This window comes from Klebsiella sp. CN_Kp106 (assembly GCF_040064575.1).
In the GTDB taxonomy this organism is placed as follows: Bacteria; Pseudomonadota; Gammaproteobacteria; order Enterobacterales; family Enterobacteriaceae; genus Klebsiella; species Klebsiella michiganensis.
The window spans coordinates 156,212-173,494 of sequence record NZ_JBEAIG010000015.1 but is presented as its reverse complement, the minus strand read 5'-3'; the positions used below and the strand labels follow the sequence as shown (position 1 = coordinate 173,494).

Below are 17,283 nucleotides of genomic sequence, written 5' to 3'. Positions count from 1 at the left end.
TGAGTGCATCAGCTTCCCCAGCGGCTTTTCAGGTAGTTAACGGCCTGCTGGGTTTGCGGCTGATTGAGGTAATTCTCTCTGAATAAAATCGTGCCCTGAATTTGCGGCATGGATTCATTCAGATCAAGCTGCTTTTTCAGCTCCGGCACGCCGCCGCTAATCATCCAGTCAGGTTCATTCTTCGATGGCTCGCCAACTTTGTACAGCGCCACGCCAATATAGAGGCGGGTATGGGTGGGTTTCACCACGTCAGCCCACCACTTTGCCAGCACATCGTAGCGGGCCGCGTCGCGGGCGAAAGGCCAGTAAATCTGCGGCGCGATGTAGTCCAGCCATCCCTGCTGGACCCAGAGGCGGGTATCCGCATACGACTCATCGTAGGCCGCTGCGCCGCGGGTATCCGAACCCGCCGGATCGTGGGAGCGGTTGCGCCAGACGCCTGCCGGACTGACGCCAAATTCAACATCGGGATTCAGCTGCTTGATGGTGCGGGAAACCTGCTCAATCAGCAGCTGCGTGTTGTGCCGCCGCCAGTCCGCTTTCGCGGCAAAGCCCTGGCCGTACTGCTGGAACGTCCGGTTGTCGTTAAGGGCCGATCCCGGTGATTCGGTGTAGAAGTAATCGTCGAACTGGACGCCGTCAACCGGGTAATGCTCCACAACCTCGGCCACGATGCTGGTGATCCAGTCGCGGACTTCCGGGATGCCCGGATCTAGCACGAAGCGATCCCCGGAGGTGCGAATCCACTCAGGGTGCAGGACGTATACGCTGGCGGGAACCTGCGACAGCGTGCTGTTCAGTTCGGTGACGGTTTTCGGCCGCGTATTGACCGAGACGCGATAGGGGTTAAACCAGGCATGAACGCGCATGCCGCGCTTATGGGCTTCATCCAGCATAAACTTGAGCGGATCGTAGCCCGGATCCTCACCGATTTTGCCGGTCAGCATATCGGACCACGGCAGAATCTTCGATGGCCAGAGCGCGGTGCCATCCGGTTTCACCTGGAAGAAGACGGTGTTAATGCCGAGGCTTTTTAAATTATCCAGCTTGGCAACCAGCGCCTGCTGCTGCAGGGCGATGCGCCGTTCGGCGCTAATACCGCCATTGACGGATTCCAGCGGCGGCCAGTCGAGGCGCGACACGGTCGTCAGCCAGACGCCGCGCACCGGCTCCTGGCTTTTGGGCAACGTCGGCTGGCGGGCCGCGGGCGGCATGGGCGTGACAAGAGAAACGGGCGGTTTGCTACCGCAGTGGGCCAACAGCAGCGCGGCAGCTATAGCTACCGCGGATATTTTCACCTTGTTCAGAATAAACTTACGAGAGCGGATCGTCATCATATTTGCCAGCTTTTCTGGTCATCGCACAAAAGAGTCATTTTCGTATTATTCGGCTTTAAGTCAATCATTTAGCTACAGATGCGGCGGCATAAGCACGCAAACCTCAGACGCAGAAAACGCCTCCTGCGCCGCGCAATGGTTTGCCATGATATATCATTGATATGCATTAAAACTTGATCGGTTCAGGGCGAGTATAAACAGGATTTATTAAAACTTGGCCAAACAATTGACCTTTGGCCTTTTCCGGCGAGTCAAACTGGATTAGCACAATGAACTACTCATCATCACGCCATCGTCTGTGGATACTCCTGTTTCTGCTTGCGTTACTGAGCCTGGGCACCGGGCTTTGCTACTGGCAAATGCAAAAAAAGGTGGATCAAGATATCCATTCGCGCCTGCAGCAGGCGATAGCCAGCCTTGATGTGACCGTCTCCCATGCGGAACAGGCAGCCGATCTGGCTGAGCCTTTTTATGGTAAAAGCTGTAGCGAGAATGTCCTGACGGAGCTGCGCACGCTGGTGGCCACCATTCCCGATGTGCGCACGGTGAATTTAGGTAAGGATAACGAAATATACTGCACCTCGGTTTTTGGCGGGCGTAAATTTCAGTTCGATCGTCGCCAGTATACGCATGGCGCTCTGCGCCTGCTGAGCGGCAGCGAAATCACGCCGTTTCATCCCTTGATGGTTTACAGCGAACAGGATGAGCGGGGAAATACGATTCTGGTTGGCGTTGACGGCTATTATTTATACAACATTTTGACCGTTCTTGATGGCGATGCGCATCTCTATCTTCAGGTTGGCGATCGGATAATGACCCGCAAAGGGGAAGTGACGGCGACGCCGGATATCAAGGTTCCCGTGCGCCTGGCCTCTGAGCTGTTTACCTATTCGGTTATTGCCGACCGCGGCTACGCCTCTGGCGTCGGGGCGTTTATCCGCTATGAGCAACACACGCTTATCGCCATTATTCTGGCCTCCTTGCTGCTCACCTTTTTATTCAGAAACTACCTCCGCTACCGTAATACGATTGAGTATCAGCTCAGAAAGGCTATCGAACTGAAGCAGCTCAAGCCCTATATTCAGCCGATTATCAACAATGATAGCGGAGCGGTTATCGGCGGTGAGGTGCTGGTGCGCTGGGAACATCCGAAGCAGGGATTTATTGCGCCGGATAAATTTATTTCCGTGGCAGAGCAGACCGGCTTGATTAAAGACGTGACGGCGATTTGCTTTGCCGAGGTGATCCGTCAGCTTCGGCGCCATCAATCCGTAATCCCTGGAGGGTTGTTTATTTGCTTTAACACCAGTTCGGTAAACTTTCAGGACGACGAAATAGTGACCCTGTGCCAGACGTTTATCCAGCAGATGAAAGAGGCGCAAGTCCGCCTTGTTCTGGAGATAACCGAGCGGGAGTCGATCGAAAATACCCGGCAAACATCAGCGGTGACGGACAAACTCAGGCGTATCGGCGTTCAGTTTTCGCTGGATGATTTTGGTACCGGCTACGCGAACTACAGCTACATCCAGCAATTTAATCCTGAGATTATCAAAATCGATAAGGTCTTTACCCTCAACATTGTGACCAACACGGCTTCCGCGCTGGTGGTGAAGAATATGGTTAATCTGGCCAGGAAATTTCATTGCCAGATTATTGCTGAGGGCATCGAGGATAAGGAGCAGCTCACGATGCTCAAAAAAATGGGGATTACCCTCTATCAGGGCTATTACTTTTCTAAACCGGTGCCGGTCGATGCGTTTATTCAGATGCTTCCTCGCTCGTTTAGCGAGTCAGGAAGGCGCTAAAGGCGACGCTCTTGCCCACGCAAAACACAGGAAATTAAAAGGTGATCGACTCGGCAAAACCGAGTAATAATAACCCGTTCAATCTGAAAATTTGGCATTATTGAGAAACAACTCAACAACATGGAGGTTGTCTTGTTTGAATCTCATCTCAATATTTTTATCCGCGCGGTTTTCGTTGAAAATATGGCGCTCAATTTTTTCCTCGGGATGTGTACTTTTCTCGCTATCTCCAAAAAAATCGATGTCGCATTTCGCCTCGGGGTAACCGTGACGGCGCTGCTGGCCATTGCGACGCCGATTAACAACCTGATTTACCATTACCTGCTAAAAGAGAACGCCCTCATCGAAGGGGTTGACCTGAGCTTCCTCGATTTCATCACGTTTATCGGCGTTCTTGCGGCGCTGGTGCAGATCCTCGAAATGGTGATCGACAAATATTTCCACGCGTTAAACCATGCTCTGGGGCCGTTCCTGCCGCTGTTAACTATCCACTGCGCCATTTTCGGCGCGACGATTTTTATGGTGCAGCGTGAATACAGCTTCCTTGAATCACTGACTTATGGCACCGGGTGCGGTATTGGCTGGGCGCTGGCGATTGTGGCGCTGGCCGGCATTCGTGAAAAGCTGAAATATGCCAATATGCCGAAAGGCTTACGCGGTTTAGGCAGCGTATTTATTACCGCCGGCTTAATGTCGCTGGGGTTTATGTCGTTCGCCGGCATCTCGCTGTAGGCTACGCTGAACGTCGGGGGAGAGATTCTGCCGTCCAGACCCTGGGGTTGTACGGCAGAAGGCGCGAAATTATTGCCTCAGCGTTTTACTACGGGTAGTTAAACGCATCCGGATGGTTCTCCAGGCTGCCGCTCAGGGCGGCAAAGAGCACCGTCTTGCCATCGATAGAGCGCTCATCGCTAACATTCAGCCAGGTCAGTGTCTCCTGGGCGGTTTTTTCGTCAACGGCGGAATAAAGCCCGGACATCTGTCCGGATTTTTCCGACCACAGCACGGCGAAGCGCTCCGCTGCGCAGTCGTGGGGTTTGCAGACGCTGAATACCTGATAGACCTCGGCGCCAAGCTTCACCGTCCGGGCAGGCGAGCCCGTGCCGCCGGACTTTATCCAGGCGGGCAGGGTATGCCCTTTAACCATCTGGCTAAAGGCTGCCGGTTCCTTTTTGGCCAGACCGTCCAGCGTCATATCGGCTTGCGCCATGGCGTGGGTGGATGCAGCCAGAAAAGCGATAGCGGTTAAGTGTTTAAGCATAAAATAGCTCCTGCGAACTTTCTGATTCCGTTTGATGACCGGTGATAATGGCTCTGATTAGCTGTTTTTGGTCTGGACCCAAAAAGCGTGGATAAGGCCTGGAATATAGCCGAGGATCGTTAAAATAATATTGAGGATAAACGCCCAACCAAAGCCTTTACCCAGCAGTACGCCAAGCGGGGGTAGAATAATCGTCAACACAATTCGCCAAAAACCCATAATATCTCCCTGTTTAGTGAGTTAGCTCATAATTATTTTAGCGGTTGCGTCTGTTTTTGCAAATTTTAACTTTTTGAATAATAAGACTGCTAATATTACCCGCACCTCGTTACTACATATTTAATAAATAGAAAAGCCCCAATTCACCTTTCTGACATATATAAGATTATTCCAGGGTGATGCTTGCGTCAGCAACGCTGACAAAGCAAGAGTGTTCCATCGTAAACGCATTTAAACGTAAATAAGGAATGCAGGTAACGAGGCGGGAAGTGCGCTACACTGGCGGGGAGATTTATCCCATCATGAAATGGCGGCGGCATGGACAACATTATCCTTTATAAAGTTATCGTCATCCTGACCATTGTCGGGTGGGGCTGGAGCATGCTTAGAAGGAAGCAGAAAAAGCAGGTCCTGGAACCCGCTATTGCGCAGGCGAATGCCAGGGAGCGTTATCAGTGGCGTTATTTCAGGTGGGGCTGGAGAGTTTTGCAAATCGTCTGCGGTTTTTATTTGCTGATTACCCTCATCCAGTTTCTTCTCTGCGGCTAGCGTTCGCCGCTGCGGCGAGCTGGAACAGCGCGCGACAGCGACGAGCGCTTCTTTTATGCGACGCCGGTACCGCCGTCTGAGCACCAGACCTGACCGGAAGCGTACGAGCAGGCATCTGAGGCGAGGAGAACGTAAAGGGGCGCAATCTCGACCGGCTGTCCCGGTCTGCCGAGCGGCGTATCCTCACCAAAATGCTGAACTTTCTCTTGCGGCTGGCCGCCGCTTGACTGCAGCGGAGTCCAGTACGGGCCGGGCGCCACGGCGTTAACGCGGATACCGCGCGGACCAAGCTGCTTAGCCAGCGATTTGGTAAACGCCACGTTGCAGGCTTTGGTCTGGGCATAATCCAGCAGGATCTCGCTGGGTTTAAACGCCTGCACGGAAGAGGTGTTAATGATCGCCGCCCCCTGCGAGAGATGACGAAGCGCGGCTTTTGTTATCCAGAAGGGCGCATAAACGTTGGTTTTAAACGTAGCGTCAAACGCGGCGGTCGTTAACGTCTCAATGGATTCACAATACTGCTGCCTGCCGGCGTTGTTAACCAGAATATCCAGCCCGCCCAGCTCAGCGACCGCCTTTTCAACCAGGGTATCGCAAAATGACTCAATCCGAATATCGCCGGGAATGGCGATGGCTTTTCTTCCCTCGGCCTGGATCAGCGCGATAACGGCAGCCGCGTCGGACTCCTCCTCCGGCAGGTAGCCGATAGCGACATCCGCGCCTTCCCGCGCGTAGGCAATCGCGACAGCCCGACCAATCCCCGAATCACCGCCGGTAATCAGCGCTTTTTTCCCCGCCAGCTTTCCGGAACCGGTATAGCTGGTCTCACCGTGATCGGGAAGGGGCTTCATTTCGGATGCCAGCCCCGGGGGCTGCTGCGGCTGCTCGACAAACGGCGGAAGTGGATAGTGTAGCGTTGGGTTATTTCCTGTTGTCATACCGGCCTCCTTAATAAATGAAATTTAAGATTAGTCAATGACTGCGTTTGGGCGATAAAAAAAGCGCAAACCAGGAATAATTAACATCGTAAAACCAGGAATTATTTACCTGGCTTTTAGGTCAACATGTAATACCAGAACAGCGCAATTTCATCTTTTTCCGGTAACGCGCTGTAGAGATAACGATCGTATCCGCCCAGGGTAAAGCCATAATTTCGGTAGAAAAGGCAGGCGGGAACGTTGACGTTCTGGGTTTCCAGCTTTAATCCCGCCGCGCTCATGCTCCGAGCCCATATATGGGCTGCCGCCATGAGCTTGTTGGCCGCGCCCGTTCTGCGCTGTGAGCGCTCGATGGCGATATAATCCACGGAAATAAATTTGTTCCAGATCAAGGAAGCGGTGATAAATCCGGCGACTTGCCCCGCGTCGGTTTCCGCGATTAAAAATATAGCATCCGGATTAACGCAGTGGTTTTCCAGCGTCTGGATGTCCAGTTCATAGGTTTTATTATAAGCGCTGGGAAGTGTTTCAATTTTCAGATCATTATTGACAAAGGGGCCGGTGGCAATCTGGCTGACGGTGAAGGAAAAATCACAATATTCCAGACGAGCCAGGTCGGAATTTAATCCTTTACGAATCTGCATAGCATTCCTTGTTTTTTAAGCGATTTATTAATCATAGACAACGTCTTTAAAAATAACAGCCTCGCCATCAACAGCGCACGCGTTTAAACCTGGTCTAATCTTATATTCATGCCGCATTTTCCACAGGTCATTTGAGGATATTTAATGGAATCCAGAGTATTTAAAAAACATTGGGGGGCGGAGTTCATTGCCGCGGACACGGTCCGCTTTCGCGTCTGGGCCGAAGGTCAAAAAACGATGACGCTGAGCCTGACGGGCCGGGATATTCCGATGGACGCCGCGGGAGAGGGCTGGTTCCAGATTGACGTCCCCGGCGTAAAGCATGGTGATGAATATATGCTCCGTTTAGCCGACGGCACGCGCATTCCGGACCCGGCGTCGCGCGCGCAACGCGATGATGTTAACGGCCCTTCGGTGGTCATCGACCCCAGGCGTTTTCAACCGGTTAACGCTGGCTGGAAAGGGCGTCCGTGGGAAGAAACCGTGATATATGAACTTCATCCGGGCACCTTTACGCCGGATGGCACCTTTCTGGCCGCCATCGAAAAGCTGCCTTATCTGGCGGAGCTGGGGATCACCCAGATAGAGGTCATGCCCGTAGCCCAGTTTGGCGGTTCCCGCGGCTGGGGTTACGACGGCGTATTACTCTATGCGCCGCACGCAGCGTATGGCGCACCGGAGGATTTTCACGCCTTTATTGATGCCGCCCACGGGTTAGGGCTATCGGTGGTTCTCGATATCGTACTGAACCATTTTGGCCCGGAAGGCAACTATCTCTCTCTGCTGTCGCCGGGCTTTTTTCATCAGGACCGGATGACCCCGTGGGGTAACGCTATCGCCTATGAAACCGAGGCCGTGCGGCAGTATATTACCGAGGCGCCGCTGTTCTGGCTGACCGAATACCAGCTTGATGGGCTGCGCTTTGATGCTATCGATCAGATTGAAGATCGCTCCGCCAGGCATGTACTGATAGAAATAGCCGAAAATATCCGCGCCGCGATTCCCGACCGCCACATCCACCTCACCACTGAAGACAGCCGGAACGTGATTTTCCTCCATCCGCGCGATGAGAACGGACAGACGCCGCTCTTTACCGCCGAGTGGAATGATGACTTTCATAACGCCGCCCACGTTTTCGCGACCGGCGAAACGCACGCCTATTATCAGGATTTTGCGCATCAGCCGGCAAAGAATGTCGCAAGGGCGCTGGCCGAAGGGTTTGTCTACCAGGGTGAGCTTTCTGCGCAAACCGGAAAACCACGCGGCGTGGCCTGCGCCGCTCAGCCGCCGCAGTTTTTTGTCGACTTTATTCAGAATCACGATCAGACCGGGAACCGTGCGCAGGGGGAAAGGCTGATTTCTCTTGCCGGCGCCGGGAAAACGCGCGTTCTTCTCGCCGCATTGCTTCTGTCGCCCCACATTCCTTTGCTGTTTATGGGCGAAGAGTTTGCGGAGACAAACCCCTTTCTGTTCTTTACCGATTTTCATGGCGACCTCGCGAAGGCGGTGCGGGAAGGGCGGGCTAAAGAGTTTGCCGGGCACGCGGGACACGATGCATCAGTCCCTGACCCGAACGATCCCCGGACCTTTATCCGTTCTAAGCTCGACTGGCAGAAGGCGGCAAGCGAGGAGGGGAAAGCCTGGCTGCGCTTTACGCGCCACCTTATCCAGCTGCGCCATCGCTACATTGTCCCGCTGCTCGCGGCGGGAGGGGCCGTGGAGGGCATGATCCTGCACGCGGCGGCGCAGGCGCTGGCGGTGAGCTGGCAATTCTCCGGCGGCACGCTCTCCGTGGCGCTGAATATCGGCGAGGAGCGGGCCGCGATGCCGGAAATACCGGGCGAGGTCATTTTTAGCTGGCCGGAGCGGCAGGAGGCGTTATCGCCAAACAGTATTGTTGTCCGTTTTGCACATGGAGAAGCCTCATCATGATCCCTTCCGCAACCTATCGTATTCAGTTCCGTAACGGCATGACCTTCGATCGCGCGGCGGCGCTCGCGCCATATCTCAAAGACCTGGGTATCAGCCATCTTTACGCCTCGCCGATTTTTACGGCAACCAGCGGGTCAACCCATGGCTATGATATTACCGATCCTAACGAGATCGATCCGGCCATCGGGGGCCGCGAAGGGTTTGACCGGATGGTGAAGGCGCTGCGAAACGCGCAAATTGGCCTGATTCTGGATATTGTTCCCAACCATATGGCGACCTCGCTGGAGAATCGCTGGTGGCGGGACGTCATCGAGCAGGGCAAAAACAGCGCCTGGGCCCATTATTTCGATATTGACTGGACGCGTCCCGTTACGCTGCCGTTTCTGGGGGATACCTTTGAGGCAGAGCTGGAGAGCGGGGCGCTCGCGCTAAAACGCGATCCGGAAACCGGGAAGCCGGCGTTCGTCTACTATGACCAGGCCTGGCCCCTGAATCCTCAAACCCTGGCGACAGGTGAGCAACTACTAACATCCTCGGATCGCGACGCCATTCTGGCGCTGCACAAGGCGCAAAGCTGGCGGCTGATGTCCTGGCGGGAGGCGCCCAGGCAGCTCTCCTGGCGGCGTTTTTTTGAAATTACCGGCCTGATTGGCGTCCGGGTTGAAGACCCGGCGGTGTTTGACGACACCCACCGCCTTATCCTTGAACTGGTGCATTCTGGCATCGTCGATGGTCTGCGCATTGACCATATCGATGGCCTTGCCGACCCGCTGGGGTATTTGCAGCGCCTGCGCCAGGCAACCGGGCCAGAGTGCTACATTACGGTGGAAAAAATCCTCGCCAAAGGCGAGCAGCTGCCCGCCGACTGGCCCGTCTCCGGCACCACAGGATATGAGTTTATCGCTTCGCTGGCGGAAGTGCTGGTGGATGACAATAACCTCGATCAGCTGCAGCAGGTTCATGATGAAGCGCTCGGCGGAGCGATAGATCGCCATACCGCGCTGCGCGAGGCGAAAGGACTGATGGTGGATCGCAATTTTGAGGGTGAATTTACCACCTTATTGCGGCTGGCCACCGAACTGGCGGAGCGTAATAGCATGGCGGTTGAGAGCGACGCGCTGCGCCATGCCTTGCGTGAACTGCTGCTGGCCTTCCCGGTCTATCGTACCTACGGCACCGCCGAAGGACTGACCGCAGGCGATATTACGCTGTTAAACCGGGTGGTTGACCAGGTGAACGCCAGGGAAGACAAACCCGATGCCAGGGCGCTTGAGGTCATTATCGCCATCCTGACCGGCAATCTGCACGGAAGTAGCCTCGACACCGCGTCACTCTTCAGAACCCGCTTTCAGCAGCTGACGGGGCCGTTGATGGCTAAATCGGTCGAGGATACGCTGTTCTTTCGCCATAACCTCGACCTGGCATTGAACGAAGTCGGGGCCGATCCTACTCCTCGCGCTTTTTCTCTCTCTCGTTTTCACCAGGAGATGCGCATTCGTCTTGCCCGCCAGCCCGACGCGCTGCTGGGAACGTCGACGCACGATACTAAACGCGGGGAAGATGCGCGCGCCCGGCTTTACACCCTAACGGAAGCCCCGCAGCTGTGGGCGGAAAACCTTGCGCGCTGGCGTCAGATGAATCAAACCCAGGTGCGTTTTTTGAACGACGGTACGGCGCCGAACGCGGCGGATACGTGGATGATCTATCAGGCGCTCGCCGGCGTGTGGCCTGCAACGCTGCTGCCCGACGATACCGCAGGGCTGAAAGAACTCGAGACGCGTTTTCTTGCTTTTATGGAAAAAGCGCTGCGCGAGGCCAAGCAAAGAACCGACTGGATCGACAGCAATGAAAGCTATGAAAGCGTTGTGCTGAACTATGCGCAACAGCTGTTCGCTGCGGATAATTCGCTCTTTCTCAACGATTTTCACACCGCCCTGCAGCCTTTTATCCGTGCCGGCCTGGTGAACAGCCTCAGCCAGACGGTCATCAAACTGACCGCGCCCGGCGTACCGGATATTTATCAGGGGAGCGAGGCGCTGAACTTCAGCCTTGTCGATCCGGATAACCGACGTGAACCTGACTTCGCCGTCCTGGCGCATAACCTCGATAGCGAAGGCCCTGAGTTGTTTAATAGCGAAAACGCATGGCGAGACGGGCAGCTGAAGCAGTACGTCACCGCGTCGTTTCTCAGGTTAAGGCAGCGGCATTCCGCGCTCTTCCATTATGGTGACTGGGTACCATTAAAGGTCACCGGTGACAGGGAAGAGAATCTTATCGCCTACGCGCGCATCAACGACGAGGAGGCCCTTATCGTGGTGGTTCCTCGCCTGGCCTTTGACGTCGCGGCGCACGGGTTGGCTGATTCCCCGGCCAGGCTGTGGGGCAACACTGCGGTAGCCATACCCGAAGATCTGGCAGGACGACATTATCGCGATGCGTTAACCGGCGAAAACCGTCTTGTCGAAGAGGCGCTCGATCTGGCGTCAGCAACGGGGTGGTTAGTAACGCTTATTAGTGAAAAGAAAAGTAGAGAGGAATAGTGTCAATGAAAGAAACGTTTGCAATAGAGCCCGGGGACGGCCAGCAGCTGGGGGCTAATTTTGACGGAAAGGGCGTGAACTTCGCGCTGTTTTCAGCGCACGCTGAGCGGGTTGAGCTGTGCTTATTCGATCCTTGCGGAAAAACGGAAATAGCCCGGCTTGAACTACCTGAATATACACACGAAATCTGGCACGGCTACGTACCCGGTCTGCAGCCCGGAGCCTTATACGGTTATCGGGTTTATGGGCCGTACGATCCGGAGAACGGCCATCGCTTTAATCCACACAAATTGCTTATCGATCCCTACGCGCGGGAGCTGGAAGGCGATATTGAATGGAACGATGCGCATTTCGGCTACGAGCTGGGCCATGAGGAGAAAGATCTGAGCTTTGATACCCGCGATAGCGCGCCATTTACGCCAAAATGCAAGGTTGTCGACCCGGATGCCTTCGACTGGCAGGGGGAGAATCGCCCCGACGTCCCCTGGCCGCATGCGGTTATCTACGAAACGCATGTGAAGGGTTTTACCCAGCGCAATCCGGCGCTTCCCCCGGAGCTTCGCGGCACATTTGAGGGGCTTGGGCATCAGGCTTCCGTCGATTATATCAAGAGCCTGGGCATCACTTCCGTTGAGCTGCTTCCCATACACTGGTTTCCGGACGATCGGCATCTGCTCGACAGAGGGCTAAAAAACTTCTGGGGTTACAATACGCTGGGCTTCTTCGCTCCCGCGTCCCGTTACTATGGACCTGCGGGTATCGCGGGCTTCCGCGACATGGTGCGCGCATTTCATGATGCCGGTATCGAAGTGATCCTTGACGTGGTTTACAACCACACCGCGGAAGGCAATGAGCTGGGACCGACGCTCTCATTTAAAGGCATCGATAATTTTTCCTACTACCGGACGATGCCGGATCAGCATCGCTATTACATAAATGATACCGGGACGGGGAACACGGTGAATACCTCGCATCCCCGGGTGCTGCAGATGGTCATGGATTCGCTACGTTACTGGGCGCAAGCTATGCACGTCGACGGCTTTCGTTTTGATCTGGGGACCATTCTCGGACGCGAACCCGAGGGCTTCGATCCGCGAGGCGGGTTCTTCGATGCGGTAACCCAGGATCCGGTTTTATCGAAGCTTAAACTGATTGGTGAGCCCTGGGATATCGGTCCCGGGGGTTATCAGGTCGGCGGTTTTCCGCCTGGCTGGGGCGAGTGGAACGATAAATATCGTGATACGGTGCGGGAATACTGGAAGGGGGATAATGTTTCCAACGACTTTGCCGCCCGTTTACTGGGCTCCGGCGATCTGTACGATTTACGCGGCCGTCGTCCGTGGTCCAGCGTCAATTTTATTACCGCCCATGACGGCTTCACGTTGAACGATCTGGTTTCGTATAACGAGAAGCATAATGAAGCCAACGGTGAGGACAATAACGACGGGCATAATGACAACCGCTCCTGCAATTATGGCGAAGAAGGCCCGACGGAAAACCAGGATATCGTCGCCGTCCGCGAACGCCAGAAGCGGAATTTCCTGACCACGTTATTGTTCTCCCACGGTACGCCGATGCTGCTGGCCGGCGATGAGTTTGGCCGTTCTCAGCAGGGCAATAATAACGGCTACTGCCAGGACAGCGAGATTTCATGGGTCAACTGGGAAGCACTGTCCGATCAGGACCATGCGTTGCGCCATTTCACCCAGCGTCTGATAGCGCTGCGTGCGGAGCAACCGCTTTTACGCCGTGAAAGCTGGCGTGACGGGCTCGAGATACGCTGGTTTAACGCCGGCGGCGGTCTGCAGCAATCTGAACAATGGGATGAAGGTTCGACGTTAGGTCTCGCCATCAGCCGACCCGATCTTGAACAGGAGGAGGGCATCTGGCATGACGTGCTGATGCTGTTCAATCCCTTTGAGGGCGATGTTCCGTTCCAGATCCCGCAGTTTGGCGAAGGCGGCTGGGTTCTTGAGCTGTCGACCGCTGAAGAAAAAACGGACGGCGTCATCATTACCGAGACAATTGATTTTGTTCTGGCCGGGCGCAGCATTGCCCTTTTCAGACGGCCTTAAAGCCTCAGACAAACCCGGCGTTGAATGCCGGGTTTATATTGTCATTATTGATGCAGCGGCTGACCACTGGCGGCAAGGATGGATTCATGCATGGCTTCAGAAAGCGTTGGATGAGCAAAGATCATCGATAAGAGACTCTCATCTGTGGCCTCCAGATGATGCGCGATACCAAAACCCTGGATCTGTTCAGTGACCTGCTCACCAACCATATGCGCGCCCAGCAGTTCGCCGGTTTCGGCGTCGAAAACAGTCTTTACAAAACCCTCCGTCTCCCCGCTGGCCAGCGCCTTACCATTCCCCTGATATGCGAACTTACCGATCTTGATTGGCCGTCCCGTCTCGCGAGCCTTCGCCTCTGTCAAGCCCAGGCTGGCAACCTGTGGCCGGGCATAGGTACAACCGGGCACATAGTCGCGGTTAAGAGGGCGTACGCCTTCGACGCCGGCCAGCGTTTCGACGCAGATCGCGCCTTCGTGGCTGGCTTTGTGCGCCAGACACGGCGGGCCGGCCACATCGCCGATAGCATAGAGCCCAAATACGTTGGTTCGGCAAGCTGCATCCGTCTTGATAAACCCGCGGTCCAACTCGACTCCCAGCGCTTCCAGCCCCAGGCCTTCTACATTAGGCTGTACGCCCGCTGCCAACAGCACACGTTCGACTTCCAGGGTCTGTTCGGCGCCGGTGGTTTTCAAGGTGCAGCGCACGCCCGTATCGGTGCGCTGTACCTGCGTCAGCAGAGTTTGGCTATGGACGTGTATACCGCGTTTTTCGAACGATTTACGCACGGTAGCGGATACTTCGGCGTCTTCAACGGGCAGAATCTGCGCGGCTTGTTCGACCAGCGTCACGTTACTGCCAAGATCGTTATAAAGGCTGGCGAACTCGACTCCGATGGCCCCTGAACCGATGATTAATAGAGACTCCGGTAAGCGCTCAGGCTGCAGGGCCTCAAAATAGGTCCAGATTCGCTCACCATCTGGCTCTACTCCTGGCAACGCTCGCGGCCGGGCGCCAGTCGCAAGGATCACATGACCAGCGCGATAGTCTCGCTCTTCCCCTCGGGGATCGGCGACCGTTACTTGCCCCTTACCACGCAGCCGGGCGGTGCCGGTAATGACAGTAACGCCATTTTTCTTCAGCAGGTACTCGACACCTCCGGTCAGCTGTTGCGACACGGCGCGGCTAAACTGCACCAGTTTCTGCACATCGAAACTCACCTCTCTGAGACTAAAACCCAGCCGATCGGCATGCGCAATACTGTGCGCCACCTCTGCACCATGCAGCAGCGCCTTGGTTGGAATGCATCCCCAGTTCAGGCAGATCCCCCCTAAATGCTGCTTTTCCACCAATGCTGTACGAAGCCCTAGCTGGCCGGCACGAATGGCGGCGACATACCCCCCAGGCCCGCCCCCTATTATCAGTACATCATATTTGTCGTGCATAGCTCGTCTCCTCGATAAACAACAGCGTCGGTGTTTCAACCAGCCGCTTGAGCGCCTGGAGAAAAGCCGCGCCTGACGCCCCATCGATGACCCGGTGATCGCAGGACAGCGATACGGTCAGTTGATGGCGGACGACGATTTGTCCATCGCGAACTACCGCTCGGGGCTCGCCTGCGCCAATCGCAAGGATCGCGCCCTGGGGTGGGTTTATGATGGCGTCAAACTGCCGTACTCCGAGCATGCCCAGGTTTGACACGCTAAAGGTGCCGCCCTGAAATTCTTCGGGCTTGAGCATGCCAGCCCGGGCTTTGGTTATCAGAGAATGAACTTCGTTTGATATGTCGCTTATCGACCTGCTGTTGGCCGAACGTACGATAGGGGTAATTAACCCGTCTGGCAGCGCAACGGCCACGGAAATGTCGGCATCGGCAAAACGGCGGATGCTCTGGGTAGCCTCATCAAACTGTATGTTGACGTCCGGGACGGCTATCAGCGCCATGGCGCAGGCCTTAACCAGCATATCGTTAACCGAAATCTTGACGCCGGGTACTTCGCTGTTGATTTCCTTACGCAATGCTAAGAGTCGCTCCAGATCGAGATCGACGGTCAAACGGAAATGGGGTGCATGTTGCTTGGACATTTGCAAACGGCCAGCGATCGCCCGCCGCATACTGGACATCGGCAACGTCTCAAAGGCTGTCGCTGACGTGGCTTGTGAAGCCCCGGCCTGGGGTAGCCCATCAAGCAGCAAAGCGGCCGCCAGCACATCATCACGGCTCACCCGTCCGAGTGAACCGCTTTTGCGGCAGTCGTGCAGGTTGATCCCCAGTTTGTTGGCCAGACGGCGCGCCAACGGGGTTGCCGATACCTGGCTATCATCGGTATGCGATCGCGGCGCTTTGCCGGAACGAACGGGCGGCGGCGGAGAGGCGATGCGGCCGCCTGCGGCAACGATCGCGCTCTCCAGGTCAGCGACAGAGATACGCTCGCCACGCCCGCTACCCTGGACCTTTTTCAAGTCAACGCCCAACCGCGCAGACTGACGTAACGCATGGGGAGTGGCATTCACCTGAGTCGGATCGGTTATGCCTTGCAGGCTGGTGGGTACCTCGGTCTGCCCAATGGATGCCGCAGGCTTATTGGCGGGGGCTGGTACAATGGAGGGCGCGACGGCCGCTACAGCAGGCTCGGTAGTCTGCGTGGCAGGCGCTGCTGGCTGCGCCGCGGCCAGACTGGCGGCAAAGGCATCCAGTTCAGCATCGCTTACCGAAGAGTCAGCTACCAGCGCCAAAACAGCGCCGACCGGGAGGGTATCTCCCACCCGGGCGATTATCCGCCGTAGCGTACCGGCGAAGGGGGCCTCCAGAACATTGACGATTTTGCTGGTCTCAATTTCACAGATTTCCTGCCCTTTGGCGAAGCGGTCACCCTCCTGGATGGCCCACCGCGCGAGCACGCCTTCCTCCATTGAAAGGCCCCACTTCGGCATTTCAAGTGTCCTGATATCGCTCATAGCTTAATCCTCCAGCACTTGACGGACGGCAGCTTCGATACGTTCAACGCCAGGGATCCAGAGTTTTTCGAGAGCAGGGGAGAACGGTACCGGGGTGTGTGGTGGTGTCACCAGAACAACAGGCGCTTTGAGGAAATGGAATGCCTGGGAAGCAATCAGCGCTGCGACATCATGAGCAAAGCCAAAACGCGCGGCTGACTCGTCGACAATGACCACGCGGCCGGTAGAAGCCACTGATTCCAGAATACCTTCTTCGTCCAGAGGCGAGATTGTACGTGGATCGACCACCTCCACCGAGATCCCCTCCCTGGCCAGTTTGTCGGCGACCTGGTTTGCTTTATGTACCATTGCCGACAACGCGATGATGGTGACATCCTCACCTTCACGGGTATAGTTGGCGACGCCCAGGGGGAGGGTATAAATCTCGTCCGGTACCTCGCCCTTGAGGTCATAAAGCATTTTATGCTCGCAGAACACCACCGGATCGTCGTCGCGAATCGACTGGATCAGCAGCCCTTTGACATCATAAGGCGTCGATGGCACAACCACCTTGAGCCCCGGTGTGGTAGCAAAAATATTATAGGGTGACTGCGAATGCTGGGCTGCTGCAGAAAAACCAGCACCGATCATGCCCCGCATCACCAGCGGCGCCTTGGCCTTGCCACCAAACATATAGCGAAACTTTGCCGCCTGGTTGTACAGCGCATCATGGCTAACACCGAAAAAATCCATAAACATCAGCTCCGCCACCGGCCGCAGACCCGTTGCAGCGGCGCCGGCAGCCATGCCGACGATCGCCGACTCCGTAATGGGGGTGTCGATCACCCGGTCGGAGCCGAACTGCGTCCACAGCCCTTTAGTGACTCCGAGCACACCTCCAAAGGCCTCTATCCTTGCTTCTTCGGGCGCATTTCCGCCGTGACCGCCGCGCAAGTCTTCACCAATCAGAACGACGCGTTCGTCGTGCTCCATTTCCTGGACCAGGGCTTCCTTGACCGCTTCTCGATAGGTTTTTATAGGCATTGTTA

At 55.7% G+C, this 17,283-nt stretch carries 14 protein-coding genes; 6 read left to right on the top strand and 8 right to left on the bottom strand.

Translation table 11 applies throughout. The features are described from left to right. Nucleotides 1-8 precede the first annotated feature (8 nt). Complete coding sequence (locus tag ABLU96_RS09690) at nucleotides 9-1,298, bottom strand: glycoside hydrolase family 10 protein (RefSeq protein WP_162557345.1); 1,290 nt, start codon at nucleotides 1,296-1,298, stop codon at nucleotides 9-11. A gap of 308 nt (nucleotides 1,299-1,606) precedes the next feature. Between ABLU96_RS09690 and ABLU96_RS09685 the strand changes: the two genes are divergently transcribed. Together ABLU96_RS09685 and nqrE are read left to right on the top strand one after the other, a co-directional pair. After that, the gene (locus tag ABLU96_RS09685; protein ID WP_064404924.1) at nucleotides 1,607-3,142 is read left to right on the top strand and encodes a cyclic diguanylate phosphodiesterase; all 1,536 of its coding nucleotides are present in this window, start codon (nucleotides 1,607-1,609) and stop codon (nucleotides 3,140-3,142) included. A gap of 120 nt (nucleotides 3,143-3,262) precedes the next feature. Beyond that, the gene (gene nqrE / locus ABLU96_RS09680; RefSeq protein ID WP_009652200.1) at nucleotides 3,263-3,874 is read left to right on the top strand and encodes an NADH:ubiquinone reductase (Na(+)-transporting) subunit E; all 612 of its coding nucleotides are present in this window, start codon (nucleotides 3,263-3,265) and stop codon (nucleotides 3,872-3,874) included. 88 nt (nucleotides 3,875-3,962) lie between these two features. On the opposite strand, the gene ivy is transcribed toward nqrE, so the two are convergent. Then, a complete protein-coding gene (gene ivy, locus ABLU96_RS09675) occupies nucleotides 3,963-4,403 on the bottom strand; it encodes an Ivy family C-type lysozyme inhibitor (RefSeq protein ID WP_049079850.1) in 441 nt (146 codons plus the stop codon). A 57-nt stretch (nucleotides 4,404-4,460) separates the two neighbouring features. After that, on the bottom strand, nucleotides 4,461-4,622 hold the full coding sequence (locus tag ABLU96_RS09670) for a YqaE/Pmp3 family membrane protein (protein ID WP_004102047.1): 162 nt from the start codon (nucleotides 4,620-4,622) through the stop codon (nucleotides 4,461-4,463). 318 nt (nucleotides 4,623-4,940) lie between these two features. Here ABLU96_RS09670 and ABLU96_RS09665 point away from each other — a divergent pair, with 318 nt between their 5' ends. After that, a complete protein-coding gene (locus ABLU96_RS09665; protein WP_004850864.1) occupies nucleotides 4,941-5,171 on the top strand; it encodes a hypothetical protein in 231 nt (76 codons plus the stop codon). A gap of 53 nt (nucleotides 5,172-5,224) precedes the next feature. Here ABLU96_RS09665 and ABLU96_RS09660 read toward each other — a convergent pair whose 3' ends face one another. Further along, nucleotides 5,225-6,109, bottom strand: a complete 885-nt coding sequence (locus tag ABLU96_RS09660) for an SDR family oxidoreductase (protein WP_064404926.1) — start codon at nucleotides 6,107-6,109, stop codon at nucleotides 5,225-5,227. 116 nt (nucleotides 6,110-6,225) lie between these two features. Beyond that, on the bottom strand, nucleotides 6,226-6,753 hold the full coding sequence (locus ABLU96_RS09655; RefSeq protein ID WP_025108366.1) for a GNAT family N-acetyltransferase: 528 nt from the start codon (nucleotides 6,751-6,753) through the stop codon (nucleotides 6,226-6,228). 144 nt (nucleotides 6,754-6,897) lie between these two features. Between ABLU96_RS09655 and treZ the strand changes: the two genes are divergently transcribed. From treZ to glgX, 3 genes are read left to right on the top strand one after another with little or no spacing between them, the layout of a single operon-like run. After that, nucleotides 6,898-8,685, top strand: a complete 1,788-nt coding sequence (gene treZ, locus ABLU96_RS09650) for a malto-oligosyltrehalose trehalohydrolase (RefSeq protein ID WP_064404929.1) — start codon at nucleotides 6,898-6,900, stop codon at nucleotides 8,683-8,685. Further along, nucleotides 8,682-11,225, top strand: a complete 2,544-nt coding sequence (gene treY, locus ABLU96_RS09645) for a malto-oligosyltrehalose synthase (protein WP_064404930.1) — start codon at nucleotides 8,682-8,684, stop codon at nucleotides 11,223-11,225. Before treZ ends, treY begins: the two co-directional genes overlap by 4 nt. A gap of 5 nt (nucleotides 11,226-11,230) precedes the next feature. Next, nucleotides 11,231-13,300 (top strand): glycogen debranching protein GlgX, encoded by a 2,070-nt coding sequence (gene glgX, locus ABLU96_RS09640; protein WP_064404933.1) that lies wholly within the window; start codon nucleotides 11,231-11,233, stop codon nucleotides 13,298-13,300. Nucleotides 13,301-13,344: 44 nt separating this feature from the next. On the opposite strand, the gene lpdA is transcribed toward glgX, so the two are convergent. The 3 genes from lpdA to ABLU96_RS09625 are packed head-to-tail and all read right to left on the bottom strand — an operon-like array spanning nucleotide 13,345 to nucleotide 17,278. After that, nucleotides 13,345-14,742 (bottom strand): dihydrolipoyl dehydrogenase, encoded by a 1,398-nt coding sequence (gene lpdA / locus ABLU96_RS09635; protein ID WP_064404936.1) that lies wholly within the window; start codon nucleotides 14,740-14,742, stop codon nucleotides 13,345-13,347. Continuing rightward, nucleotides 14,726-16,255 carry a 2-oxo acid dehydrogenase subunit E2 gene (locus tag ABLU96_RS09630; RefSeq protein ID WP_064404937.1) on the bottom strand — a complete coding sequence of 510 codons (1,530 nt, stop codon included), beginning with the start codon at nucleotides 16,253-16,255 and terminating at the stop codon, nucleotides 14,726-14,728. The genes lpdA and ABLU96_RS09630 overlap by 17 nt, the downstream gene beginning before the upstream one ends. Nucleotides 16,256-16,258: 3 nt before the next feature. Continuing rightward, nucleotides 16,259-17,278 carry an alpha-ketoacid dehydrogenase subunit beta gene (locus ABLU96_RS09625; protein ID WP_064404939.1) on the bottom strand — a complete coding sequence of 340 codons (1,020 nt, stop codon included), beginning with the start codon at nucleotides 17,276-17,278 and terminating at the stop codon, nucleotides 16,259-16,261. Between the last annotated feature and the right edge of the window lie 5 nt (nucleotides 17,279-17,283).